This is a genomic window from Streptomyces sp. NPDC007808, from assembly GCF_042868655.1.
In the GTDB taxonomy this organism is placed as follows: Bacteria; Actinomycetota; Actinomycetes; order Streptomycetales; family Streptomycetaceae; genus Streptomyces.
The window spans coordinates 491,453-514,413 of sequence record NZ_JBIAEQ010000006.1 but is presented as its reverse complement, the minus strand read 5'-3'; the positions used below and the strand labels follow the sequence as shown (position 1 = coordinate 514,413).

Annotated in this window: 21 protein-coding genes and 2 tRNA genes; 7 read left to right on the top strand and 16 right to left on the bottom strand. The window is 71.0% G+C overall.

All coding sequences use genetic code 11. From position 1 onward, the window contains the following. Positions 1-11 precede the first annotated feature (11 nt). On the top strand, positions 12-1,673 hold the full coding sequence (locus ACFYNL_RS24710; RefSeq protein WP_388807052.1) for a hypothetical protein: 1,662 nt from the start codon (positions 12-14) through the stop codon (positions 1,671-1,673). A gap of 118 nt (positions 1,674-1,791) precedes the next feature. Here the strand turns inward: ACFYNL_RS24710 and ACFYNL_RS24705 are convergent, their stop codons facing one another. After that, the gene (locus ACFYNL_RS24705; protein ID WP_388807050.1) at positions 1,792-2,340 is read right to left on the bottom strand and encodes an HIT family protein; all 549 of its coding nucleotides are present in this window, start codon (positions 2,338-2,340) and stop codon (positions 1,792-1,794) included. A 78-nt stretch (positions 2,341-2,418) separates the two neighbouring features. Between ACFYNL_RS24705 and ACFYNL_RS24700 the strand changes: the two genes are divergently transcribed. Continuing rightward, entirely contained in the window at positions 2,419-3,078 is a 660-nt protein-coding gene (locus ACFYNL_RS24700; RefSeq protein ID WP_388807048.1) for a potassium channel family protein, read from the top strand. 29 nt (positions 3,079-3,107) lie between these two features. On the opposite strand, the gene thrS is transcribed toward ACFYNL_RS24700, so the two are convergent. The 3 genes from thrS to ACFYNL_RS24685 form a co-directional block, all read right to left on the bottom strand. Beyond that, positions 3,108-5,084, bottom strand: a complete 1,977-nt coding sequence (thrS, locus tag ACFYNL_RS24695) for a threonine--tRNA ligase (protein ID WP_388807046.1) — start codon at positions 5,082-5,084, stop codon at positions 3,108-3,110. A gap of 144 nt (positions 5,085-5,228) precedes the next feature. Beyond that, positions 5,229-6,467, bottom strand: coding sequence for a hypothetical protein (locus tag ACFYNL_RS24690; RefSeq protein ID WP_388807044.1), 1,239 nt, complete (start codon positions 6,465-6,467; stop codon positions 5,229-5,231). Beyond that, complete coding sequence (locus tag ACFYNL_RS24685) at positions 6,464-7,030, bottom strand: DUF4365 domain-containing protein (protein ID WP_388807042.1); 567 nt, start codon at positions 7,028-7,030, stop codon at positions 6,464-6,466. The genes ACFYNL_RS24690 and ACFYNL_RS24685 overlap by 4 nt, the downstream gene beginning before the upstream one ends. A gap of 168 nt (positions 7,031-7,198) precedes the next feature. Between ACFYNL_RS24685 and ACFYNL_RS24680 the strand changes: the two genes are divergently transcribed. Beyond that, positions 7,199-7,927 carry a 3'-5' exonuclease gene (locus ACFYNL_RS24680; protein WP_388807040.1) on the top strand — a complete coding sequence of 243 codons (729 nt, stop codon included), beginning with the start codon at positions 7,199-7,201 and terminating at the stop codon, positions 7,925-7,927. A gap of 174 nt (positions 7,928-8,101) precedes the next feature. Here the strand turns inward: ACFYNL_RS24680 and ACFYNL_RS24675 are convergent. Further along, positions 8,102-8,173, bottom strand: a tRNA-Val gene (locus tag ACFYNL_RS24675). Positions 8,174-8,212: 39 nt separating this feature from the next. Continuing rightward, a complete protein-coding gene (locus ACFYNL_RS24670) occupies positions 8,213-8,671 on the bottom strand; it encodes an SRPBCC family protein (RefSeq protein ID WP_388807038.1) in 459 nt (152 codons plus the stop codon). A 101-nt stretch (positions 8,672-8,772) separates the two neighbouring features. Here ACFYNL_RS24670 and ACFYNL_RS24665 point away from each other — a divergent pair, with 101 nt between their 5' ends. Beyond that, positions 8,773-11,205, top strand: coding sequence for an SCO7613 C-terminal domain-containing membrane protein (locus ACFYNL_RS24665; protein ID WP_388807036.1), 2,433 nt, complete (start codon positions 8,773-8,775; stop codon positions 11,203-11,205). 6 nt (positions 11,206-11,211) lie between these two features. Here the strand turns inward: ACFYNL_RS24665 and ACFYNL_RS24660 are convergent, their stop codons facing one another. The 7 genes from ACFYNL_RS24660 to ACFYNL_RS24630 all read right to left on the bottom strand — a co-directional run bounded on the left by ACFYNL_RS24660 (position 11,212) and on the right by ACFYNL_RS24630 (position 18,765). After that, positions 11,212-13,947: a Tat pathway signal sequence domain protein gene (locus ACFYNL_RS24660; RefSeq protein ID WP_388807034.1), complete on the bottom strand. Its 2,736-nt coding sequence runs from the start codon at positions 13,945-13,947 to the stop codon at positions 11,212-11,214. Between the two features lie 101 nt (positions 13,948-14,048). Further along, positions 14,049-14,648 (bottom strand): hypothetical protein, encoded by a 600-nt coding sequence (locus ACFYNL_RS24655; protein ID WP_388807032.1) that lies wholly within the window; start codon positions 14,646-14,648, stop codon positions 14,049-14,051. Positions 14,649-14,658: 10 nt separating this feature from the next. After that, on the bottom strand, positions 14,659-15,534 hold the full coding sequence (locus ACFYNL_RS24650) for a carbohydrate ABC transporter permease (RefSeq protein WP_388807029.1): 876 nt from the start codon (positions 15,532-15,534) through the stop codon (positions 14,659-14,661). Continuing rightward, the gene (locus ACFYNL_RS24645) at positions 15,531-16,487 is read right to left on the bottom strand and encodes a carbohydrate ABC transporter permease (protein WP_388807027.1); all 957 of its coding nucleotides are present in this window, start codon (positions 16,485-16,487) and stop codon (positions 15,531-15,533) included. Before ACFYNL_RS24645 ends, ACFYNL_RS24650 begins: the two co-directional genes overlap by 4 nt. Before the next feature lie 14 nt (positions 16,488-16,501). After that, positions 16,502-17,788 carry an extracellular solute-binding protein gene (locus ACFYNL_RS24640; RefSeq protein WP_388807025.1) on the bottom strand — a complete coding sequence of 429 codons (1,287 nt, stop codon included), beginning with the start codon at positions 17,786-17,788 and terminating at the stop codon, positions 16,502-16,504. Between the two features lie 359 nt (positions 17,789-18,147). Beyond that, positions 18,148-18,219, bottom strand: a tRNA-Val gene (locus ACFYNL_RS24635). 87 nt (positions 18,220-18,306) lie between these two features. Next, positions 18,307-18,765, bottom strand: a complete 459-nt coding sequence (locus tag ACFYNL_RS24630) for a TIGR02611 family protein (protein WP_388807023.1) — start codon at positions 18,763-18,765, stop codon at positions 18,307-18,309. Between the two features lie 191 nt (positions 18,766-18,956). On the opposite strand from ACFYNL_RS24630, the gene ACFYNL_RS24625 reads away from it, so the two are divergent. Next, positions 18,957-19,370 carry an SsgA family sporulation/cell division regulator gene (locus tag ACFYNL_RS24625; RefSeq protein WP_004002642.1) on the top strand — a complete coding sequence of 138 codons (414 nt, stop codon included), beginning with the start codon at positions 18,957-18,959 and terminating at the stop codon, positions 19,368-19,370. Between the two features lie 287 nt (positions 19,371-19,657). Then, entirely contained in the window at positions 19,658-20,218 is a 561-nt protein-coding gene (locus tag ACFYNL_RS24620) for a CGNR zinc finger domain-containing protein (RefSeq protein ID WP_388807021.1), read from the top strand. A gap of 82 nt (positions 20,219-20,300) precedes the next feature. On the opposite strand, the gene ACFYNL_RS24615 is transcribed toward ACFYNL_RS24620, so the two are convergent. Both ACFYNL_RS24615 and ACFYNL_RS24610 read right to left on the bottom strand, forming a co-directional pair. Then, on the bottom strand, positions 20,301-20,453 hold the full coding sequence (locus ACFYNL_RS24615) for a hypothetical protein (RefSeq protein ID WP_004002639.1): 153 nt from the start codon (positions 20,451-20,453) through the stop codon (positions 20,301-20,303). A gap of 165 nt (positions 20,454-20,618) precedes the next feature. Next, positions 20,619-21,062, bottom strand: coding sequence for a hypothetical protein (locus ACFYNL_RS24610; RefSeq protein WP_388807019.1), 444 nt, complete (start codon positions 21,060-21,062; stop codon positions 20,619-20,621). Between the two features lie 465 nt (positions 21,063-21,527). Here ACFYNL_RS24610 and ACFYNL_RS24605 point away from each other — a divergent pair, with 465 nt between their 5' ends. Further along, positions 21,528-22,049 (top strand): DsbA family protein, encoded by a 522-nt coding sequence (locus ACFYNL_RS24605; RefSeq protein ID WP_388807017.1) that lies wholly within the window; start codon positions 21,528-21,530, stop codon positions 22,047-22,049. A 36-nt stretch (positions 22,050-22,085) separates the two neighbouring features. Here ACFYNL_RS24605 and ACFYNL_RS24600 read toward each other — a convergent pair whose 3' ends face one another. Next, positions 22,086-22,910 (bottom strand): GNAT family N-acetyltransferase, encoded by an 825-nt coding sequence (locus tag ACFYNL_RS24600; protein ID WP_388807014.1) that lies wholly within the window; start codon positions 22,908-22,910, stop codon positions 22,086-22,088. Positions 22,911-22,961: the final 51 nt, after the last annotated feature.

Genomic DNA, 22,961 nt, shown 5'->3' with positions numbered 1-22,961 from the left:
CGGGGGCGGGAATGACCGTTGAGGGCGGTTACGCGGACATCTTCGGTCCGCAGGTGCCGCGCACGGCCGGCGAAGGGCAGACGGCGACGTACGCCCTGGCCTCGGCGGCCTACCGGGACAATCCGTTTCAGGACATCAAGAAGGCCGACAACGAATGGCACCAGACGGACGTCAAGGAAGGCCGCAGGTGGGCGAGGATCTTCCGGCCCAACCTGGGTGAGGCCTTCTCGCGCGCCGTCGTCGACCGCATGCTCGGCAGCGGCCGCAAGCCGCTGATCCAGTCCTTCGGCACCGAGCCGCAGGTGGTCGTCGAGCACTGTCTGGCCGCCAACAACATCCGCAAGGCCCGCGACCGGATGCTCTCCGCGATCACGGTGGTCTGCGGTGTGCTCTTCCTGCCCGGCCTCCTGGTGTGGCTGCTGATCTTCCAGCTGCGCACCACGATCGGCAAGGCGAACGAGAAGCGGGGCGGCGCGCTGGCCTCCGTGCTGCTCGTCGCGGCGGGCGCGCTGGCCGTGATCTTCCTGATCCGGATGCCGTTCGGCGGGTTCTGGGCGTGGTACGCCCGGGCCTGTGTCGTCATGCCCGTGGTCGGCTGGTTCTGGGCCAAGCAGGTCTGCGAGCGCACCGCGCGGGACCTGCGGGAGCGGTGGGACAGCCTGCTGGCGGGCAGCAGCGTCGGCGCGAAGGTGCCGGAGGCGGTGCCGACCAGCCCCAGCGAGACCCAGGCCGAGCAGCTGCGTCAGTCGCTCGCCAAGCTCAGCGCGGAGCAGCAGTCCAACTCCGTGTTCTACGCCGGGCCCAAGGGGATACTCGGCATGGGAACCCGGTGGGGCAGCTGGCAGCTGGCCGAGAACCTGTCTCCGGCCGACCCCGGCCGGGAGATCCACCCCTTCCGCAGCTGGGACGTGATCCGCTCGATCCATGACCAGTTGCGCATGCTGGAGCGCGGTCCGCTCAACACCGGTGGTTTCCCCAAGCCTTCGATACGGCACTGGGTCGTCACGCCGATCGCCGAGGGCGCGAAGGCGGTGTCCCGGCCGGAGGGCACGGACGTCGAGGCGTACCAGGTCAAGCCGCACGCGATACAGGACATCTGCAACAAGCAGCAGTTCGGCAGCGGTGACCGGCACTACCTGGGCGTCCAGTGGACGCTCTGGGACGGGCAGTTGATCATCACGATGCTGATCACGGTGACCGTGCTGCACGAGACGTTGCGCATCGAGGTCACCGGGCACGCGCTCGGCCCGGTGAACGGGCTGTTCCAGGAGAAGCCCGAGGCACCGACCAAGGAGGTCGCCAAGTCACTGAAGCCGTGGGAGACCCGCAAGATCAAGCTTCCGCTGGTGAACAGTGACGAGGTGGTACGGCTGGCGGTACGGGCCCCGATCTCCTGGTACCCGCCGCTGCTGAACTGGCTCGGCGGGACGATAGGCCTGCCCGAGCCGTTCGGGCTCCGGCACGCGTGGGCGGACCAGCCGTGGCGCCACCGGTTCATGGCCGACGACGCGCTGCGCGCGGCCACGCCCGTGCTGCGGGTGGTCCATGCCGCGGCGATCAAGGTCCTGGAGGAGAACGGCGTGGACACCGAGAAGTTCGGTGCCCGGTCGGCGTTCCTCAGCACGGCCGTGCAGGATCCGACGCCGAGGAAGGCGGACGTCTACGACGCGTAGGCCGCGCCGGGCGGGTCTGGGTGACCGTCCCCGAGGGCTGTGCCCCCCGGACCCCTTCGGTGGTGGCCTCGTCCTCAGGCGCCGGCCGGGCTGATCGGCCCCACCGTCGGCCGGGGCGTCAGGCGTTCGGCCACGCCTCGGCCAGCATCTTCCGGGTGTCGGCGAGGAGCTGCGGCAGCACCTTGGTGTGGCCCACCACCGGCATGAAGTTCGTGTCGCCGCCCCAGCGCGGAACGATGTGCTGGTGGAGGTGGGCCGCGATGCCGGCGCCGGCGACCGTGCCCTGGTTCATGCCGATGTTGAAGCCGTGCGCGCCCGAGGCGGTGCGCAGGGCCGTCATCGCCTGCTTGGTCAGGGCGGCGAGCTCGACGGTCTCCGCGTCGGTGAGATCGGTGTAGTCGGCGACGTGGCGGTAGGGCACGACCATGAGGTGGCCGCCGTTGTACGGGTAGAGGTTGAGGACCGCGTACACCTGCTCGCCGCGCCTGACGACCAGACCGTCCTCGTCGGACTTGGCCGGGATCGAGCAGAAGGGGCAGCCGTCGTCCGCTCCGGGACCGGTCGGCTTGTTCTCACCCTGGATGTAGGCCATCCGATGGGGCGTCCACAGACGCTGGAACGCGTCCTGGATCCCCACTCCCCACTGCTGCTCCGGCTCACTCGTCATGCGTGCAGCATATGGCTTCGTCCGTTCGCGGCGTGTCGCCGGGGCGGCGGGAGGATGGTCACCGGCCAAGCTGGCCCAGTGGACGACGACAGCCCCTACACCCGCTGGGAGCAGCGCACCGAGATCCCGCTGTTCCTGGCCTCGCTGGCCTTCCTGGGCCTCTATGCCGCCCGCGTCCTGGCCGAGAACATGCCGCACGGCCTGCGAACCCTGTGCTGGGTCTCGATGCTCGTGCTCTGGGCGCTGTTCGCCGCGGACTACCTGGTGCGCCGACACCTCAGTGGCGAGCGCTTCGCGCGCTTCGTCAGGACGCACGTCCTGCACACGGTGGTGGTCCTCCTGCCGCTGCTGCGGCCGCTGCGGATCGTGCCGCTCTACGACGCCATCCAGCGCCGGCAAGGGGAGCCCCGGCTCTCCCTGCACGCGCGCGTGATCGCCTACGCGAGCCTGTCGACCCTGCTCCTCGGCTTCGCCGGTGCCCTCGCGGTCTACCAGCAGGAGCGCGGAGCACCCGGTGCCACCATGCGGACCTTCGGGGACGCGGTGTGGTGGGCCGCGGCGACCCTCAGCACGGTCGGCTACGGCGACATCACCCCGGTGACCTCGGGCGGCCGGGTGATCGCGACCGGGATGATGGCCGGCGGGCTGGCCCTGCTCGGCGCGGTGACGGGCTCGTTCTCCTCGTGGCTCCTTCAGGTCTTCTCCCGTGAGAGCGACAAGAGGCCCCCGGAGAGCTGAACTCCGGGGGCCCTTTCGTCACGGCCTGATCAGACCTGCGTCCGCTCCTCGACGACCTGCGCGATCTTCGCGATGGCCTCGTCGAACGGGATGCCGTTCTCCTGCGAGCCGTCGCGGTAGCGGAAGGAGACGGCGTTGTTGGCCATGTCCTCGTCGCCCGCGATGACCATGAAGGGCACCTTCTGCTTCTGCGCGTTGCGGATCTTCTTCTGCATGCGGTCGGAGGAGGAGTCGACCTCGACGCGCAGGCCCTTCTTCTTGGCGGCCGCGGCGAACTTCTCCAGGTAGTCCACGTGCCCGTCGCCGATCGGGATGCCGATGGCCTGGACGGGGGCCAGCCACGCCGGGAAGGCGCCCGCGTAGTGCTCCAGGAGCACGGCGAAGAACCGCTCGATCGAGCCGAAGAGGGCCCGGTGGATCATGACGGGACGCTGCTTGGAGCCGTCCGCGGAGGTGTACTCCAGGTCGAAGCGCTCGGGCAGGTTGAAGTCGAGCTGGATCGTCGACATCTGCCAGGTGCGGCCGATGGCGTCCTTGGCCTGGACGGAGATCTTCGGGCCGTAGAAGGCGGCGCCGCCCGGGTCCGGGACCAGCGGCAGGCCCTGCTTCTCGGCGACCTCGCGCAGCGTCTCCGTGGCCTCCTCCCAGACCTCGTCGGAGCCGACGAACTTCTCCGGGTCCTTCGTCGACAGTTCGAGGTAGAAGTCGGTCAGGCCGTAGTCGCGCAGCAGGCCGAGGACGAAGGTGAGCGTCTTGTCGAGCTCCTCCGACATCTGCTCGCGCGTGCAGTAGATGTGCGCGTCGTCCTGCGTGAAACCGCGGGCGCGGGTGAGGCCGTGCACGACGCCCGACTTCTCGTACCGGTACACGGTCCCGAACTCGAAGAGGCGCAGCGGCAGTTCACGGTAGGAGCGGCCGCGCGCGTCGAAGATCAGGTTGTGCATCGGGCAGTTCATGGGCTTGAGGTAGTAGTCCACGCCCTCGTCGAGCTGCATGGGCGGGTACATGCCCTCGGCGTACCAGTCGAGGTGGCCGGACGTCTCGAAGAGCTTCCCCTTCGTGGCGTGCGGGGTGTAGACGAACTCGTAGCCCTCTTCCTCGTGGCGGCGCCGCGAGTAGTCCTCCATGACGCGGCGGACGATGCCGCCCTTGGGGTGGAAGACCGCGAGGCCGGAGCCGATCTGCTCCGGGACGGAGAACAGGTCGAGCTCGTTGCCGAGCTTGCGGTGGTCGCGCTTCTCGGCCTCGGCGAGGAAGTCCAGGTACTGCTTCAGCTCGTCCTTCGACGGCCAGGCGGTGCCGTAGATGCGCTGGAGCATCGGGTTCTTCTCGCTGCCCCGCCAGTAGGCGGCGGCGTTGCGCATCAGCTTGAAGGCCGGGATCGCGCGGGTCGACGGCAGGTGCGGACCGCGGCAGAGGTCCTTCCAGCACAGGTCGCCGGTCTTGGCGTCCAGGTTGTCGTAGATCGTGAGCTCACCGGCACCGACCTCGACGTCCGCGCCGTCGTCGCTGGAGGCGGCGCCCTTGAGGCCGATCAGCTCCAGCTTGTAGGGCTCGTTCGCGAGCTCCTCGCGGGCGCCCTCGTCGGTCACGACACGGCGGGCGAACTTCTGGCCCCGCTTCTGGATCTCCTGCATCTTCTTCTCGATGGCCTTGAGATCCTCGGGCGTGAACGGCTTCTCGACATCGAAGTCGTAGTAGAAGCCGTCCTTGACGGGCGGCCCGATGCCCAGCTTGGCCTCGGGGAAGAGCTCCTGCACGGCCTGCGCCATCACATGCGCGGTGGAGTGGCGCAGGATGTTCAGACCGTCCTCGGAGGAGATCTCGACGCCCTCGACCTCCTCGCCTTCGGAGAGCACGTACGACAGGTCCTTGAGCTCGCCGCCCACGCGCGCGGCGATGATCGAGCGCTCGCCGGCGAAGAGGTCGGCGGCCGTAGTGCCCGTCGTCACCACGCGCTCTTCCCGCTCGGAATCGCGTTGGATGATCACACGGACGTCTGACACCGGTCTCTCCTGACTGAAGGGGGAATGCGGCGCCATACCAGGAGCGCGCGCATTACGCGATCGTACCGACCCCGGACGGTCGACCGCGAAACGGTCACCCTTGGCCCCTGGGGGACTGCCGTCGGCGGCCGTCGGGATCTGCCCTCAGTCCTCCCGTTCCTCCCCGCCGAACGTCTCCTCGAAGAAGGCCGTCACGTCCGCCGTCTCCTGCAGCGACTTCATCAGCCGGTCCCGCTCCGCCTCGTCCACCTGTACCGGTGCGACCCCGCAGGCCCCGGTGAGCCTGCGGAAGCCGCCTCGGCTCTCCAGCCGCCCGTGCACCCGCACCGGCAACCCGACCAGGTGCGCGTGCCCGGCGATGCGGTACGCCTCCTCGTCCAGCGTCATCCGGACGTGCGGCACCTCGACGCCCGCGATGACCCGCAGCCGTACGGTGCCCTCCCCACGCGTGCCCGACCTGCGCATCCGCACGACCGCGCCCGTGAGCTTGACCGGCACGGAGGGTTCCGCGCGCAGATAGCGGGCCCCGGCCTCGCGCAGCACGGGCAGGTCCCCCGGCGAGAACTCGACGCTCTCCCCGCCGGCCGCGCAGTCCTCGGGCACCCCGGCCGCGGGCGCCCACTCGACGGCGATCCGCGCGCCCTCGGTGCCGCGTACCAGCGCGACCAGCGCCTCCGTGAGTTCACGGCTGACACCCGCCTCGACGGCACCGTCGAAGGCGTCCATGCCGCCGGTGGCCCGGCGGTAGTCGATGGCCTCCCGAGCCGCGTACAGGGCCTGGTGCAGGCGTACGGCGAGCGGGCGCCCGGTGCCCACGGGGACGAAGGCCGTGAGGCCGCGCCCGCCGGCGGCGGATCCGACGAGGACGTTCTCCAGCAGCGCGGCGGCCGAGCGGCGATGCCGGGCGCCGTGGTAGCCGGCCCGTGCGCGGGTGGCGAGCGCGGCGGCGAGGAGGGTCCGGCGGGCCGCGGTACGCAGCTCTTCCTCGGCGACCCAGGAGGCGGCACCGGCAGGTCCGGCGGGCGCGTCCCGCCACCAGCGGATCTCGTCGCTGGGCACGGCGAGCCCGACCAGCACCTCGCGCGCGCAGGGCAGGCCGCTGCGGGAGAGGGCGAGCAGGGCCTCGCCGAGCAGGTCGTCGCTGTCCGGGAAGGCGCGGGACTCGGGCACGAGCAGACTGGTGCCGTTGCCGCCCGGCCCGGGCGGGGTCCAGCGGCCGTAGCGCCCCGCCGCTCCCCCGCGTCGCTGCCAGCCGTGCCGGTGCAGCAGGGCGCTGAACACGGCCGGGTCGACCTCGCAGGCCTCGGGGGGACGGTCCCAGGCGGCGTCAACGGGGTGCGGTCTGGCCGGCCGTGCCGGCTCCTCCAGCGGGCGGTGGGTCATGGTCTGCCTCCCGTCCCGACCCGCGTCATGATCTCGCAGAGCGCCCGGTCGTCGAAGATGCGTGACGTCGGTATCCGCACATTGGTCCGGCGCCGGCCGTTGATCGGGTGGCCGGCCAGGTTGACCCAGTAGCAGCAGTGCCGCAGATCGAGCCGGTCGTGGCCGGCCCGCAGCCACTGCTCCCGGGACCGGGGGACGATCATCACGACCAGGATCTTGTGCACCGAGACGGGGGTGCGGGCGAGTTTCGCCAGGTGGTCGTTGTCGAGCGTGAAGGAGAAGAACCGGCCCGGTGGGTTCGGCGGCACCTGGAACGTGGCCTTGAGCTGCACCTTGATGGTGACCTCGTCGTCGACCGTGTGGCCGGGCGCGCTGTGGCTGACGTGCCAGTCGATGCCGTTGTCCGGGAACGGCTGCGACAGCGAGCACCCGGCGGCCGCCGCGACGGCGTGCAGATAGCCCACCTGCAGTGTCTCCATGCACGCGGTGGTGGCGAGTGAACCGCGATGAGGGCCCGTCCGCTCGGGCAGCAGCCCGCCCCGCTCGGGCTGCGCTATCACCATGACCAACAGCCTTCCAAGCAAAGTGAATCCCCGTTGCGGACCGCTGAACTGCAAGGACCCGCACTCCTGTTGTGTCCTTCCGGCGTACGGCGCAAACGGTCCGGGTATCACCAAACGGGCAGAAGACGGAACGTCAGCTGCCGTCGGTGAACGAGGGGTTGTGTAGGTATGGCGTGCTGGTATGAGGGCCCGCTGGCGGCATTCGACACGGAGACGACAGGCGTGGACGTCGAGACCGACCGGATCGTTTCGGCGGCCGTCGTCGTCCAGGACGCCCCGGGGACCCGGCCGCGGGTGACCCGGTGGCTGGTGAACCCGGGTGTGCCGGTGCCGGAAGCGGCGACGGCGGTGCACGGGCTGACGGAGGAGCACCTTCAGCGCAACGGCCGCTGGCCGGCGCCGGTGATCCACGAGATAGCCGCCGAACTGGCGGAACACGCGGCCCGGGGGCGGCCGGTGGTGGTGATGAACGCCCCGTTCGATCTGACGCTGCTGGACCGGGAGTTGCGTCGGCACCGGGCTTCGTCGCTCGACCGCTGGTTCGAGGCGACACCGCTGCTGGTGCTCGACCCGCGGGTCCTGGACAAGCATCTGGACCGCTACCGCAAGGGTCGCCGTACCCTGACCGACCTGTGCGCGCACTACGGCGTGACACTGGACGGCGCGCACGACGCGGCGGCCGACGCGCTGGCCTCCCTGGAGGTCGTCCGGGCGGTGGGGCGCCGTTTCGCCGCCCGTCTGGAGCGCCTGTCCCCCGCCGAACTGCACACGCTCCAGGCGGTGTGGCACGCGGCGCAGGCCCGCGGGCTGCAGGCGTGGTTCGCGCGCAGCGGCTCGGAGGAGGCGGTGGACCCGGCGTGGCCCCTGCGGCCGGACCTGCCGGCGGCTGCCGCCTAGCCAGGGCTCGTCGTTCGGATCGGGTCGGCCGAGACGAACGGTTCTGCTGAGCCGGCCCGGGCAGGGCCCGCGACGCCGGCATGGCTCGAACGACGGTCCTGGGCGGAACCACGGCCCCGGGCGGGTCGAGCACACGAAAAAGCCGGTCCGCTGCTGCGGACCGGCCCTTCCCGGTGGGCGATACTGGGTTCGAACCAGTGACCTCTTCGGTGTGAACGAAGCGCTCTCCCACTGAGCTAATCGCCCGGGAACGCACTGAACAATACAGGTCCCCGCGCGGTTCCTTCAAACCGCTTGCCGTCCGTCGGCGAGGTACGCGAGAAGCCCGCGCCGGCCGGCCCGCATCATCAGCCGGTGATTGACGCGGAAGACGGGCCGCCCGGGTACGGCGAGCCGCCTCAGCAGCGGCTTGTTCACGTCGACGACCTGGTCGTAGCGGGCGAGGCTCCCGCCGCCGCGCGGGAGGACGGTCCAGCGCGCCCAGCCGTCGATGTCGCCGGAGATGGTGATCTCCAGCACTCCCGCTTCCGGATCCCGCCGCGCCTCGCGCGCGGTGAAGGTCATGGCGTACGGCAGGGCGGAGCGGATCGTGATCACGCCGCTCGTCTCGTCGATCCGGTCCACCTGACGGACCTGGGGCCACCAGCGGGGGTAGTCCTCGGGCCGGGCCAGCACGTCGTAGACGGTGCCGGGGGCAACGGGCAGCGCCCACAGGCTGCGGAAGCGGTAGTGGCTCCAGTCCATGGCCCGAGTCTGCACCCGACCAGCGGGTTTCCGCCGCACTTGAGTACGTTCTGAGTACGCGCACTCATGCCGTACGACGTGACGCGAACCACACTGCAGCCATGACGCATTTTCCGCCACCGGCCGAGGAGTTGCGGCTCCTCGACGCCGAGCTGCTTCAACTGGACGCCCGCCGGGCCCAGTTGCTGCACCGCCGTGCCTGGCTGGTCTCCGCCCTGCACGCGGCGGCCGGGGTCGCCCCGGCTCCTGTCGCCACGCCACGTCCCGAAGCCTCGGCGCCCCGGGTCCAGAACGTCCTGCTGGTGCTCGGCGGTGTCCTGCTCACCATCGCCGCGGTGGCGTTCACGCTGGTCAGCTGGGGGCACATGGGGATCACCGGCAGGGCCCTGGTCCTCGGCGGGGTCACGGTGGCGGTGCTCGCCGCGCCCGTGATGCTGCTGAAGCGCGGGCTGCGCTCGACGGCGGAGTCGGTGGCGGGCCTCGGCCTCGCGCTGACCGTGCTCGACGCGTACGCGCTGCACGCGGTCATGTCGGCCGACGTGGACGCCACCGGGTACGTCGCGGCCGCTTCGGCGGCGCTGGCGGCGCTGTGGACGGCGTACGGTCTGCTGCCGCGCCTGTCCGGGCTGCGTCTGCCCCTGCCCGCCGCACTGGTCGTCGCCCAGCTTCCCCTGGCGCTCTGGGCGGTCGCCGCCGACCTGGGCCTCTACGCCGTCACGGCCGCCGTGCTCGTGACGGCCGGGATCGACGCGGGTGTGGCGCTCCGGGTGCCCGCCAGGTCCGTACGGATCACCGCGGTGATCGGTGCGTACGTCCTGGGCGCCTGGGGTGTGTGGGCCGCCGGCTGGCTGTCCTGGACGGCCACCGGCCCGAGCGCCGCCGCCCGTGCGGCGGCGCTCCTCCTCCTCGCGGCGGGCGTCGCGCTGGCGGTGGCGTGGCAGGAGACCGCCGCGAAGCACGCGGACGGCCTGGCGGTCGCCGCCGGTCTGCTCACGGTGGCCGCGTTCGGCGGCACGGCTCGCTCGGCGGTGCCGGACGGATGGACGGTTCCGGCCTGTCTGGCGTGCGGTGTCGCGCTGCTGGCGGCGGTACGGCCGGACCGGCTGCCGGACGCGGTACGGCGTGGGCTCGTCAGGGCCTCCGCAGTCGTACAGGGGCTCGCGCTGCTGTGGACGCTGCCCCTGCTGGGGATCGTGCTGCTGGGTCCGGTGGCGTGGGCGGAGCGGGTGTGGTCCGGTGCCCCGGCGGACCTGCGGCAGGCGGTGACGGTGGACGCGCCGTGGCCACCGGACGCCGCGGCGGTACCCGTCGTCTCGGCGGTCGTCGCCGCCGTGCTGTTCCTCGCGGTGCGGGACGCGGTGTGGCGGCCCCGGGCCCTGACCGGTGTGCTGGTCCTGGCGTGGGCGACGGTGCTGGTCCTTCCGGTGGTGCTCGAAGTCCCGTACGGGGTGGGCCTGGTGACGCTCGGGCTCACGACGGCGGGCGCGCTCGCGGCGGCCGCGTGGCTGCGTCCGGCCGCGGCCCCGGAGGCGGAACCGGCCCCTGAGCCGGCCACGGCTCCCGCCCCGGACGTCCCCGCCCCCGCCGCGACCGCCACGGTCCTCGCCCTGCTCACCTCTGTCCCCCTCGTCTTCCTCTCCTTGACCTCCGAGCCCGCGACCATCGCCGTACTGTGCGCGATGACGGCACTGTTCTCGCTCGCCTCCTCGAAGCCGCGCCTCGCCCCGGTGACGGCCCCGGCCGCACTCGCGTACGCCGCCGCGCTGGCCTGCTCGGTGGGTGCCGCGGCCGGCTGGCAGCCTCAGTACACCGCTCTGCTGGTGCTGGCCGTCCCGGTGGCGGCGGCCCTGCTCGCCGCACGGCTCGGGGGCTCGTCTGCGACGGTCCCGGTGGAGATCGCCGGCGCGGTCGCCGCGCTGCTCGCCGTCGTCCTGGTCGCGGCCGCGGCCGACCTGCCGATGCTCGCGCTGGTCCTGGCGCTGTGCGGGGTGATCACCGCCGGGACGGCGATCCGCCCCGACCGCCGTCCCGTCGCCTACGCCTCCGCCGCCCTGTTCGTCCTGGCCGCCTGGGTGCGCCTGGCGGCCTGGGACCTCGGGACGCCGGAGGCGTACACGCTCCCGGTCACCGCCCCCGCGCTGCTCGTCGGTGCCCTGCGCAGGCGAGCCGACACGCAGGTCTCGTCCTGGACGGCGTACGGCCCCGGACTGGCCGCCACGCTGCTGCCGAGCCTCGTCACGGCCTGGGGCGACCCGCACTGGACCCGCCCCCTGCTGCTGGGCGTCGCGGCCCTGGCGGTGACCCTGCTCGGCGCCCGGCACCACCTCCAGGCGCCCCTGCTGCTCGGCGGCGCGGTGCTCGCCCTGGACGCGCTGCACGAACTGGCCCCCTACCTGGTGCAGGTGACCGACGCGCTCCCCCGGTGGGTGCCGCCGGCCCTCGCCGGACTCCTGCTGCTGGCGATCGGAGCGACGTACGAGCAGCGCCTCAGGGACGCCCGGAGGATGCGGGACTTCCTGGGAACGATGCGCTGAGCCGCCCTACGGCATCCGGTCCCCGAGCAGCGCCAGGTTCTCGATGGCGGCGAGGCCGTACAGCGCGGTGTCGTTCGTCGACACCCACGCGGCCTCGTCGCCCGGCACCAGCGCGTCCGGACCGCTCAGCTTCTCCGTCCGCCAGGGGGCCGACTCCTTGTAACCGTCGGAGTTGTAGAACTTCTCCCACGCCCGCTTGGCGAGCTTCTCGTCACCGGTCTGCACGGCGGCGTACGCGTCCAGGCGCGAGTGGCCCTGGAACAGGATGAGGCTGCCGAAGTGGGAGCCGTAGCGCGCCGCCTGCTCGGCCTTGGTGGCGTTGAAGTAGCGGCAGTAGTCGAAGTAGGCCTCGTTGAACTTCGGCATGTCGACGAGGTCGATGAGCTCGGCGCACAGTTCGTTGAGGCCGAACACGGCGGAGAGGTGGGAGACGCTGACGACCGGCTTGTCGGCGACGGCGAACCTGCCCGTGTCGAGGTCGTACAGCCCGGTGCCCTGCACGAAGCCGTTGGGCTGGGCGGCGATCGTCTCCATGGTCGACAGCACGCGCGCCTTGGCCTTCTCCCATTTGGGGCCCTTGCGCTCCCACTCGGTCAGCCACGCCGACACGAGCCCGCTCCAGTCCGTGCCGAAGCCGATCGACAGGGCGTGCCGGTCGGGGGTGTACGGCTCGGTGCGGATCTTGCGGATCGGGTCGAGGACGAGGAAGGTCTCGTCGGAGTCGACGTTGGCGTGCATGAGGTCCCCGACGCGTTCGTCGGCGGTGAGGAAGTAGTAGTAGCGGCGATACGTGGTGTTGGCGATGCGCTGCTGCTTGGCGCTGTCGGCGTAGTGCTGCACGCCGTGCCGGGTGCCGAGTCCGGCCCACTTGCCCAGGTGGTAGACGTCGACCTCGCCGGTGTGCCGGGTCATCGCCTCGGCGAACCGGAAGATGTCCGCGCGGCCGGAGCGAAGGTAGGCGAACCACAGCCACAGGTCCGGCGACAGCTCGGAGTTGTCCCAGGCGTAGCCGCCGACGTCGTACCGCCACTGGTGCCGGACGGTGTCGTACGTGTGCATGATGTCGCCGTGGTCCCAGAAGCCGTACCAACGGCGCATCTCCACCTGGTCCTTGTAGTAGGTGAAGAGGAAGTCCAGGTGGTCCTCGATCTTCGCCTTGGCCGGGGTGGACCGGTCCGGCTCGGCGTACAGGCCGGGGCCGAAGACCTTGGCCTTGATGAGCTGCTCGGGCGGAGCGGCCAGCTGCGGCAGCACCCGGACGGCCTCGACCTGCCGGGCGAGCGTCTCGGGGCTCGGGGTGGACGCGTTGGCCCAGAAGAGGAGTTCGCTGGTGCGGGCGATGCCGTACGGCGTGCCGAAGCCGGGCTCGTAGTCCTCGTAGGTGATGTTGAGGCCTTCGAGCTGTTCGGGGTAGGTGTCCTGGCCCATGCCGTCGTGGTAGAAGCGCAGGTCCATGGGCTGTGCCTCGGGCGACCAGAGCCACAGGGTGACCTGGGCCTCGTCGGTGTGGGCGTCGCGGATGTCGAGCTGGGCGGGGAACCTCTCCCAGAAGTCCCGCAGCCCGAAGGAGAGTCCGCCGCCGACCCCGCCGACGTAGCCGAAGCCGGAGGCTCGCCGGCCGCCGCCCGCGCCGATCCAGCCGTGGCCCTTCTTGGTGCGCTTGCGCAGGGTGAAGCCGTCGGCGGACAGTTGGGAGAGGGTGTAGTCGCCCCACTCGGGGATGTACTGCAGGCGGGTCGTCACCCGCTGGTCCCAGGTGGCGGGGTCGGGCAGCTTCTGCCCCGCGAACTGCGCCGCCTGCACGGCCGCCCCCGGGTCGCGGCGCAGTCCGGTGATGCCCTTGACCGCCTCGCGGAGCATGCCGGTGCCCTCGCCGCCGATGCGGATGTGGCGGTCGTAGGACTCGTCGCGCATCGGCACGCTGAAGCGGACGCCGATGCCGCGGATGAAGTCGCCGCTCGCCTTGCCCGGCTCCTGGGTGCCGTCGTAGGTGAGGGTGTGCACCATGCGGAAGGAGTCGGCGCCCGCGTAGAAGTAGAGCCGGATGGAGAAGGGGAGCCAGCTGCGGCTGCCCTTGCGGTGCTTGCCGTCGATCTTGACGACCGCCCGGACCGGGCCCTCCTGTTCGACCTCGACCTTGGAGATGGCCCCCTCGAAGCGCTCGGTCCTGACCGCGCCCTGGTCCTCGTCCTCGATCTCCGGCTGGCGGATCAGCACCAGCCGCCCGTTCCTGGCGATCTCCGTGGAACCACGGGTGACCGACTTGACGAGGGTCGCGCCCGACTTGCCGATCTTCGCGGTGATGACGCCGGTGGACACGGTGATCACGCCACCGCCGGTGTCGACGGTCACCTTCCTGTCCGGTACCGCGGCCTTTCCGGCGGCGAGGGTGAGCTTGCCGTCGCCCGAGCTCACGGCGTGCGCGGTCCACTTGAGGGAGCCGTCCGGCCAGTACGCGATCGGCCAGGACTGCACCGGCACGGCTCTGCCGTCCGCGTCGGTCACCGCGAAGGCCTGGCCCGGCTGGTGCGTGCCCCTCGGCCACGGCACACCGACGGTGGAGCCGGGTGCGGCACCCAGGCCGCCGTCCTCCAGCCAGTTCAGGGTCACGGGGCCGTCGTCGGCCCCGGCGGCTCCGGGCGCGGCCTGCGCGGTCTTGGCTCCCGGTGCCCAGCTGAGCTGTGCTGCGGCTCCGGCGACGGCGGCCGCCTTGAGGAGGGACCTGCGGGGGATGGGGGACATGGCCTTTCCTTTCCGTGCGAGTGGCAAGGTGGTCAGGGGCATGACAGTGAGGGCTTCCGCACGGCCCTCGGGTTCTGTGCCGCGTGCGGGGCACCGCCGCTTCAGCGGTGCCGGTACCGCTCCTCCACGGCGACGGCGGCCGCCGCGACGGCCCCCAGGACGGGGACCGCCAGCGGGGTGACGAACCAGGCGGACAGGGCCACGACCGCCAGCCCGCAGACGATCAGGAACGACCCCGCGGGATCGAGCGCGGTCCGCCGGCCGGCGGCCGCGAGCAACGCCCGCCAGGCCGCGCCCGGCGTCCAGACCGCGGCCGCCCGCAGCAGGGCCACCGCGACCCCGATCAGGGCGAAGACGCCGACCGCCCCGACGACGGGTCCACCGGGAATCCCGGCGCGGGCGGCCAGGACGTCCACCCACACGGCGACGGCGACCGCCCACCCGCCGAGCCCGACGACCCAGCCGCGCCGCACGGCCGCCCGGAAGTCCTCGGCGAACTCCCGCAGGCCACCGCCGTCGTGGGCCGTACGACGCCGCAGATGCCGTGCTCCGGCGGCGAAGGCCGCGGGGTAGGTGACGACCCCGAGGCAGGCCACCGCGATCCAGACGCCGGTGAGCAGGCATTCGGCGAAGACCGCGAACCGCTCGCCGAACACCGACTCCCCGCGCGGGGCACGGGCCTTCACACGTGCGTGCGCCATGGTGACCGCCTCAGCCCTTCAGCCCGGAGGTCGCCATGCCGTCGATGAGGTACCGCTGGAAGGCCATGAAGAAGGCGATGACCGGCACGAGCGCCACCAGCGACATCGCGATCATGCTGCCGTAGTTGGAGATGCCCTCCTGGTCGCGGAACATCATCAGACCGAGCGAGACGGTGTACTTCTCGGGGGTGTTGAGGTAGATCAGCGGCCCCATGAAGTCGTTCCAGGCGTTGATGAAGGTGAAGATGGCGCTGGTGATGAGGGCGGGGCGGCTCAGCGGAAGCACGATGGACCAGTAGGTCCTGAGGTGCCCGCAGCCGTCGAGCTTGGCGGCCTCGTCCAGCTCGCGCGGCAGTCCGCGCATGAACTGCACCATCAGGAACACGAAGAACGCCTCCGTGGCCAGGAACTTGCCCGCCACGAGCGGCACCAGGGTGTCGGTGAGTTCGAGGTTGCGGAAGAGCACGTACTGCGGGATGAGCAGCACGTGGTACGGCAGCAGCAGCGTGCCGATCATCAGCGTGAAGAGCAGGTTCCGCCCGGCGAACCCGATCTTGGCGAAGGCGTACGCGGTCAGCGAGCTGGACAGCACCACACCGACCACGGCGAGCAGGGCGTACACCAGCGAGTTCCAGAAGAAGCTGCCGATGGAGATGCCCGAGATGCCGTCGGCGAGCCCGGAGAAGTTGGCCCAGACCGGCGCGGTGGGCAACAGGTCGAGGCTGGCGATGATGTCCTTGCTCGGCTTGAAGGAGGCGCCGACCACCCAGACCACGGGATACAGGACGACCGCGAGGACGACGAGCGCGCCCACGTGCCAGGCGATCGATCCGGCGCGCCGCCGCTCGTTCGCGGTGTGCGCGGCGGGGCTGGTGGCAGTGGTCACTTGGCGGCCTCCTCGTAGTGCACCCACTTCTTCTGCGACCAGAACAGGACCGCCGTGACGAGCGCCACCGCGACCACCAGCGTCCAGGCCATCGCGGAGGCGAAGCCCATCTGGGCCTCCTTGAAGCCCTTCTGGTAGAGGTAGCAGGTGTAGACGAGCGTGGCGTCGGCGGGCCCGCACCGGGTGTCGGAGACGACGTAGGCGGAACCGAACACCTGGAACGCGTGGATGGACTCCAGCAGCACGTTGAAGAACAGCACCGGGGAGATCATCGGCAGCGTGATGTTCCAGAAGCGGCGCAGGGGGCCCGCGCCGTCCACCTCGGCGGCCTCGTACAGCTCCTGCGGGACCTGCTTGAGCCCTGCCAGGAAGATGACCATGGGGGCGCCGAACTGCCAGATGCTCAGGGCCACGAGGGCGTAGATGACGTAGTCCGGGTTGCCGATCCAGCCGCCCACGTCGAGACCGAAGACCTTCTGCGTACGGTCCACGATCGCGTCGTCCGAGAACAGCGCCCGCCACACGAAGCCGACGGAGACGCTGGCGCCGATGAGCGAGGGCATGTAGAACGCGGCCCGGTACAGGCCCTGTCCGCGCCGCTTCTGCGCGAGCAGCAGCGCGACGCCGAGCGCCAGCAGCAGCTTCAGGGGGGTGGCCACGACGACGTACTTCAGCGTGACCTCGACCGACTTCTGCCAGCGCGGGTCCTGGAACATCGTCGTGAAGTTGTCCAGCCCCACCCACTTCGGCGGCGTGAACAGGTTGTAGCTGGTGAACGCGTAATACAGCGACGCGATCACCGGCCCCGCCGTGAGCAGCAGGAACCCCGCGATCCACGGCGACATGAAGAGGTAGCCGGCGAGGTTCTCGCGGCGCCGCCCGCGCCGCCCGGCGACGGGAGCGGCGGGCCGCCTCCCGGCCGGGCGCGCGGGCGCTTCCTTGACGAGCGTCATGGTGGTACGTCCCCTCAGCCCGCGAACGCGGCCTTGGCCTCGCTGAACAGCGCCTTGGCGGCGTCGGTCGGCTTGGTCTTGCCCTGGGCGACCTCGCCGCCGATGCGCAGGAACGCCGCCTCGATGACGTCGGCGCCCGACGGGTGCGGGGTGATCTTCCCGAGGACGCCGGCCTCGGCGACCTCCTCCTCGTACGCCTTGACGCCCTTGTTGTTGGCGTCGGTGGGCGTGAAGGCGTCGTACTGCTCGGTCGTGGCGAGGATGCCGCGGTCGTAGCCCATGATCTTTCCGACCTCGGGGTCGTGGACCATGAAGTCGATGAACTGGGCGACCTCCTTGGGGTGCTTGGTCCCGGAGAAGGCGCTCAGCATCAGCGAGCCGAGGTACTGGCCGGTCTGCTTGCCGTCCGTGGTGGGGATCGGCGCGAGCCCGTAGTCCGACTCGCCCTCACCCTCGTAGCGGATGGAGAAGTTGTCCCAGGTGAACTCGGACGCGGCGAGGCCCGCCGAGAGCGCGGACTTGGGCTTGACCTGCTCGACCTTCTTGGGGTCGGCGACGAGCCCGGACTTCACGCGCTTGTAGCCGTCCTCCCACCACTCGGTCAGGTCGTCCTCGGTGAAGCCGAGAGCGGTGTCGGTGAAGAAGGCCTTGCCGTTCTGACGCAGGTACAGGTCGTAGAGGTACATGATGCTGAAGTAGCCGGTGTCCCCGGCGATCTTCAGCTTGTCCTGGATCGTCTGGAGCGCGTCGAAGTACTCGTCCCAGGTCCAGCCGAACTTCGCCTCCACGCCGGCCTTCTCGAAGGCCTTGAGGTCGATGACGAGCGCCATGGTGTTGGCGCCGACGGGGATGCCGATCTGCTTGCCGTCGACCTGGCCGTTCGCCAGGACGCCGTTGCGGAAGCCGTCCAGGCTCAGATTCCCGGCGTCCGCCTGCGCCTTGAGGTCCATCAGGACACCGCGCTTGTCGTACTTGCGCAGGAAACCCACCGCATTCTGGAAAACGTCCGGCGGATTCCCGCCGGATGCCTGGGTCTGGAACTTCTCCCAGAACGCTTCGTAGTCGGTGAATTCAGGCTTGATCTTGATCTTCGGATACTTCTTCTCGAAGAGCGCGATCGTCTTCTTGATGGCGATGGTGCGCGGCTCACCACCCCACCACGCGTAACGGAGGGTGACCGTCCCGTCTCCGGAGCCGCTGTCACCGCCGCAGGCGGTCGTCGCACCCAGGCCGAGCACGGCCGCGGAGGCCCCCGCCGCCTTCAGGATCGTACGCCTCTCAACATTCCTGCTGGTTCCCATGGTTGGGCCCCCTCCCCGCAGCGTCGTCACCGACGGCATGAATCGTTTCAAGTAAGCGCTTGCTGGCACAAGCTACGAGGGGGCCAGTGGTGCGTCAATGATTCGGACAGGAATTTCTCGCGGGCCGGGACGGCGACTTGACGGGCCGTCGACAGGCGCCCCGGGACTCGGGCCACCCAACTCCGCAGGCAGGACGGGCGCGACCGAGGAACCGAACGTCAACCGGACCTGCGCACACGGCTGTCGGTCGGCCAGAACCGGCCCGTCCGGGCAACGCCACCGCAGGGCCCTCGCACACGGGGAGCGCACATACGACGGCGGCCCGTCCGCTCTGTCGCAGACGGGCCGCCGTATCCGGGTGGGCGATACTGGGTTCGAACCAGTGACCTCTTCGGTGTGAACGAAGCGCTCTCCCACTGAGCTAATCGCCCGGGCGCAGGGAGAACATTACCCCATGTCAGGGGGTGCGGGTGACCAGCGCGAAGCCGCAGCGACCGAGGCCCGCACCCCGTCGCGGATCACTGGTTCTCGATCTTCCAGGGCATCACGATGCCGAACTTCCACAGGTAGATCCCGACGAGCACGCCCACGATCACGAGACCGATCGACGTCAGGATGATGTTGCGGCGGCGCACCTTCGGGTCGAGGGCGCGCTGCGCAGCCTCGGTCACCTTGCGCTTGGTCCAGCGCAGGACGAGCTGGGCCCAGACGAACTCGGTCGCCCAGACCGCCATGCCGCCGAAGATCACGACCCAGCCGGGACCGGGCAGCGGCAGCATGATGATGCCGGCGACCACGATCGCCAAGCCGATGACGAAGACGCCCACCTGCCAGCTCAGGTGCAGCACCCGGCGCGCCTTGATGAACTCCGGCGCTCTGGAGCCGAGGCCCTGTTCGCTGTCGCCCTTCACACCGTCCACTTCAGCCTCGTCCGCCGCCACGGCAACCTCGCCCGGCTCGTCACTCCCCGTATTCATACGGCCAAACCCTACCGGACCGAAACCAGTCACCGGAATGGCCGTACCTCGCAAACGGGTTCTCGGCCGGAAGAGTTACGTAAACACACGCAAAACACTCAGAGGGGTTTACAACGGCACCGTAGGTGGCATGTCGATTTCGCCGACGTGCGAATCCCCGAGCGCACACTGAGCGAAAGGCCCTGGCGCTTATGAACACCACGGTCAGCTGCGAGCTGCACCTGCGCCTCGTTGTGTCGAGCGAGTCCTCCCTGCCTGTCCCCGCAGGCCTGCGGTACGACACGGCCGACCCCTACGCCGTGCACGCCACCTTCCACACCGGAGCCGAGGAGACCGTCGAGTGGGTGTTCGCCCGCGACCTCCTCGCGGAGGGCCTGCACCGGCCCACCGGAACCGGCGACGTCCGCGTCTGGCCGTCGCGCAGCCATGGCCAGGGCGTCGTGTGCATCGCCCTGAGCTCCCCGGAGGGCGAGGCCCTGCTTGAGGCACCTGCGCGCGCCCTGGAGTCCTTCCTGAAGCGAACAGACGCCGCCGTGCCTCCCGGCACGGAGCACCGGCACTTCGATCTCGATCAGGAGCTCTCGCACATCCTGGCGGAGAGCTAGGGCGAGGCCGCACAAGCCGCCCGGTGCCGTCGACTCGGGGAGACGGCTCGGGCCAAGACAGCCGTACAGCGGCATGCAGCAGCGCCGTCTCCGTTCCGCGGAGACGGCGCTGCTGCGCGTGCACGCCCATCCGTCGGGCCAGGGGCCCCGCGGGAACCGTCGGCGCTCCCCCGGCGTTGTAATCGACGTCACCAGTAGGGCCTGGGCCGGTACAGCCCGGGCAGATGCCGTTACCATCGGCCACCATCGGCGGGCGCCCGCCCGACCCTCAGGCCAGGGAGCGAAACGTGCTGATCACCCATGACACCCGGTGTGCGCTCGATGCCGTGGTGGACCTGGTGAACACCGCCCCGGAGGACGACACCGCCCCGGACGGCCTGCCGGACGTCACGGCCCTGGCCGAATTCGTACGAAAGCACGAAATCAGCGATGTCGGGGTGCTCTCGGAGCTCGATCTCTCGGCGGTGCGCAAGGTGCGCGGCCGGTTCGCCTCGATCTTCGAGGCGGCGGACGCGCGTGCCGCGGCCGGGTTGATCAACGAGCTGGTCGCCGCCGCGGGCACCACCCCCCGCCTCACGGACCACGACGGGTACGACTGGCACGTGCACTACTTCGCGCCCGGTGCCTCCGTCGCCGACCACCTGGCGGCCGACTGCGGGATGGCACTGGCGTTCTTCGTGGTGGCCGGGGAGCAGGAGCGACTGCGGCGCTGTGAGGCTCCGGACTGCCGCCATGCCTTCGTGGATCTCTCCCGCAACCGCTCACGGCGGTACTGCGACAGCCGTACCTGCGGAAACCGCCTGCATGTGGCCGCCTACCGGGCGCGCCGCAAGGAGGCGGCCGGCTGAGCGGCAGGGGCCCTGGACTGCGGGCACGGCCAGTGTGTCGACGCGGACCCCGGCGGGTGGCGCCGGGGACCGCGAGTACGGCTCAGAGCAGCAGCAGATCGTGCAGCGCAGCCATGAGCAGCAGACACCCGATCACCGCAAGGAAGATCATCAGCGGTGGCTGGGAAAGGGCGAAGAGGCACCCGCGAGGCTCGTCCTGAGGGGGCGCGGCCTCGCTTTGAGTCGTGTCCAGCATCTCGCGGCGATGATGACGCAGTTGCCCCTCACCGCGCGATCACCACACCCGCGATGAGCGGGTCTTCGCTGATTTCCGCGATCTCCGGTCCGAGTCGTGATCGCTTACGGACGCGCAGCGACCCACTGTGTCGTTTCCCCTCTGCCGAGGGGGTTCAGCCAAGGCTCATATGCCGTGCTTCTTGAGGATGGCCTCGATGTCGCTGAAGTCGTCCCCGGCGTCGGCTCGGGGGGCGGTCCCCGGGCGCTTCGCCTGCCCCGAGCCGGGGCCCAGGGAGGGCGCCGAGGCCGACGGGGCCACCGCCTCGCGCTGACGGGCCGCGCGCGCTTCCCCGCGCTCCTTGCCGGTGCCGCCGCGACGGCGCTCCACCGCCCGGGTGCCGGCGAACAGCAGCCAGGACGCGCCGAGGACTCCGAAGCCCGCCCATGCCGTCGGGCTGAACGCGGTGTCGGCCAGCCAGTCGACGACCCCGGTCATCACCAGGCCGAGCGGCACCAGGGAGTACGCAACCAGACGCGTGGCCGCGAGGAACCTCTTGCGGTAGGCCGTGACCGCCGCGATGCCCAGGCCGGCCGCGGCGACGGCGGAACAGACTGTCTCGGCAATCATCCGGGCCTCCAGGGCAGGCAGGGTCGAGGTCACGGCACTTCGTCCCTTCCATCCTGCACCGCGGCCACCCCGCCCGGCCATGCCTGGCCCCGACATCAGGGACATCTCCGGGTCGCCTCCTCCGCAGGTGCCGGTACGACGGGCCTGCCGGCACGGCCCGGCCCGGGGCGCCTGCGCGATCGGACCGTGCCTCCCTGCGCAGAGGCACGGCCAAGGGGGGCGTCCCAGCGCGGGCTCCCGCTTCGGCCTCAGCCCGCCCGTGTCCCCGCGGCGGTGCCGGCCCTCGTCCGCGCCGGATCCGCCCTCGGAGGGCCTCTCGTCGACAGCGGTCCCCGCCGGTGAGTCCCGGCGCCTCACATCCCGCGGTTCGGGCCGTGCCCAGCCTCGGGTACGGACGCCGGTCCGCCCGCGGCGGAGCACGAGGCCGGGTTGGGCCGTCCGCGCCGGTGCTGGGAGACTGGCGCCATGAGCGACTCCTTGCCCTACCGTCCCGCCGCCGTACTGGAGGTCTGGTGCGAGCTGCAGTGCCCGGACTGCCGCAGCGCCCTGGACGATCTGCGTGCCCTGCGCGCCCGCTACGGCGACCGGCTGGAGCTGCGGCTGCGGCACTTCCCGCTGGAGAAGCACAAGCATGCCTTCGCCGCCGCCCAGGCCGCCGAGGAGGCCCTGGAGCAGGGGCAGGGGTGGCCCTACGTCGAGGCCGTGCTGGACCAGGTCGAGGAACTGGACCGCAAGGGAGAGTCGTTCCTGGTCGAGGTGGCGCGCCGGCTCGGCCTGGACGCCGAGGAGTTCGACACGGCCCTGATCGACGGCCGGCACACCCTGATCGTCGACGCCGACCAGGCCGAGGGCAAGGCCATCGGCGTGACCGGCACCCCGACGTACGTGATCGACGGCGAGCGCCTCGACGGCGGCAAGAGCCAGGAGGGGCTGCGCCGGCGCATCGAGGAGATCGCCGACCGGCTGCTCGCCGAACAGACGGCCTGACCGAACCCCTCCGGCCCCGGCGCCGACCGCCTTCCGCTACAGCAGCGTCTTGTAGAGGCTGTACTGCTTCGTCTCGTAACCGAGCGACGCGTAGAGCCGCTCGGCCGGGGTGTTGTCCGCGAAGACGTTCAGACCGAGGATCCGCTGCCCGGCGGCGATCGCCTGGGCCTCGGCCAGCAGCATCAGCGTGCGGCCGTGGCCCCTGCCGCGGTGGGGCGCCTCGGTCTCGACGTCGAAGACGTAGGCGCGGCCCTCGACCGAGGCCAACCACAGCGTGCCGACCCGTGTCCCCTCGTGTTCGAGGACGCTGAGGTACACGTCCGGCGTGCGCGGGCCGTCCGGCAGCAGCGCGGCGTGGTCGCGCTCGGACCTGGCCCGGGCCTCGTCCTGCGGGACCCCGCGCCGCACCCAGTCCCGGATGTAGTTCTCGCGCCCCCTGGCGAGCCACGGCCCGTACTCGGCGTCCGTCATGGGGCGCGCCCGGCTGCCCGCCGGCAGTCGGGGCGCAGTGTCGCCGAGCGCCTTCTCCATGCCGCGGTTGCGCACGACATAGCCCAGCGCCGTCGCGAGCCGGAGTGCCGCGGCGGCGTCCGCGGGGACCGCCACCTCGATGCGCTTGCAGCCCCAGCCGCGCGCCACCTCCTCCGCCGCGAGGGCCGCCACGGTGCCCCGGCCGCGCCGTCGGTCCGGCACCTCGATGCACAGCCGCGTCACCCGGGCCACCGCGTCCCCGAAGACAGGGTGCGTGCCGAGGTGGAGGCCGCCCACGGGACGGCCGTTCACACACACCTGGTAGCGGCGCGAGCGCGTCCCGTCCGCATTGCGCTGAAGCGGCTCGGTCGGCCGCAGGGTCGTGGTCATCAGGGGTGTTCTACCCACCGTTGCGGACCACGGCAGCCCCTTTTCCCGACG

What these genes read in the sequence shown, in the direction of transcription:
- ACFYNL_RS24615 (WP_004002639.1), bottom strand. Translation starts at nt 20,453, where the DNA reads ATGCTGGACACGACTCAAAGCGAGGCCGCGCCCCCTCAGGACGAGCCT.
- ACFYNL_RS24705 (WP_388807050.1), bottom strand. Translation starts at nt 2,340, where the DNA reads ATGACGAGTGAGCCGGAGCAGCAGTGGGGAGTGGGGATCCAGGACGCG.
- ACFYNL_RS24680 (WP_388807040.1), top strand. Translation starts at nt 7,199, where the DNA reads ATGGCGTGCTGGTATGAGGGCCCGCTGGCGGCATTCGACACGGAGACG.
- ACFYNL_RS24685 (WP_388807042.1), bottom strand. Translation starts at nt 7,030, where the DNA reads ATGGTGATAGCGCAGCCCGAGCGGGGCGGGCTGCTGCCCGAGCGGACG.
- ACFYNL_RS24630 (WP_388807023.1), bottom strand. Translation starts at nt 18,765, where the DNA reads ATGAATACGGGGAGTGACGAGCCGGGCGAGGTTGCCGTGGCGGCGGAC.
- ACFYNL_RS24605 (WP_388807017.1), top strand. Translation starts at nt 21,528, where the DNA reads ATGAGCGACTCCTTGCCCTACCGTCCCGCCGCCGTACTGGAGGTCTGG.
- ACFYNL_RS24710 (WP_388807052.1), top strand. Translation starts at nt 12, where the DNA reads ATGACCGTTGAGGGCGGTTACGCGGACATCTTCGGTCCGCAGGTGCCG.
- ACFYNL_RS24645 (WP_388807027.1), bottom strand. Translation starts at nt 16,487, where the DNA reads ATGACGCTCGTCAAGGAAGCGCCCGCGCGCCCGGCCGGGAGGCGGCCC.
- ACFYNL_RS24625 (WP_004002642.1), top strand. Translation starts at nt 18,957, where the DNA reads ATGAACACCACGGTCAGCTGCGAGCTGCACCTGCGCCTCGTTGTGTCG.
- ACFYNL_RS24610 (WP_388807019.1), bottom strand. Translation starts at nt 21,062, where the DNA reads ATGATTGCCGAGACAGTCTGTTCCGCCGTCGCCGCGGCCGGCCTGGGC.
- ACFYNL_RS24660 (WP_388807034.1), bottom strand. Translation starts at nt 13,947, where the DNA reads ATGTCCCCCATCCCCCGCAGGTCCCTCCTCAAGGCGGCCGCCGTCGCC.
- ACFYNL_RS24665 (WP_388807036.1), top strand. Translation starts at nt 8,773, where the DNA reads ATGACGCATTTTCCGCCACCGGCCGAGGAGTTGCGGCTCCTCGACGCC.
- ACFYNL_RS24670 (WP_388807038.1), bottom strand. Translation starts at nt 8,671, where the DNA reads ATGGACTGGAGCCACTACCGCTTCCGCAGCCTGTGGGCGCTGCCCGTT.
- ACFYNL_RS24600 (WP_388807014.1), bottom strand. Translation starts at nt 22,910, where the DNA reads ATGACCACGACCCTGCGGCCGACCGAGCCGCTTCAGCGCAATGCGGAC.
- ACFYNL_RS24655 (WP_388807032.1), bottom strand. Translation starts at nt 14,648, where the DNA reads ATGGCGCACGCACGTGTGAAGGCCCGTGCCCCGCGCGGGGAGTCGGTG.
- ACFYNL_RS24640 (WP_388807025.1), bottom strand. Translation starts at nt 17,788, where the DNA reads ATGGGAACCAGCAGGAATGTTGAGAGGCGTACGATCCTGAAGGCGGCG.
- ACFYNL_RS24690 (WP_388807044.1), bottom strand. Translation starts at nt 6,467, where the DNA reads ATGACCCACCGCCCGCTGGAGGAGCCGGCACGGCCGGCCAGACCGCAC.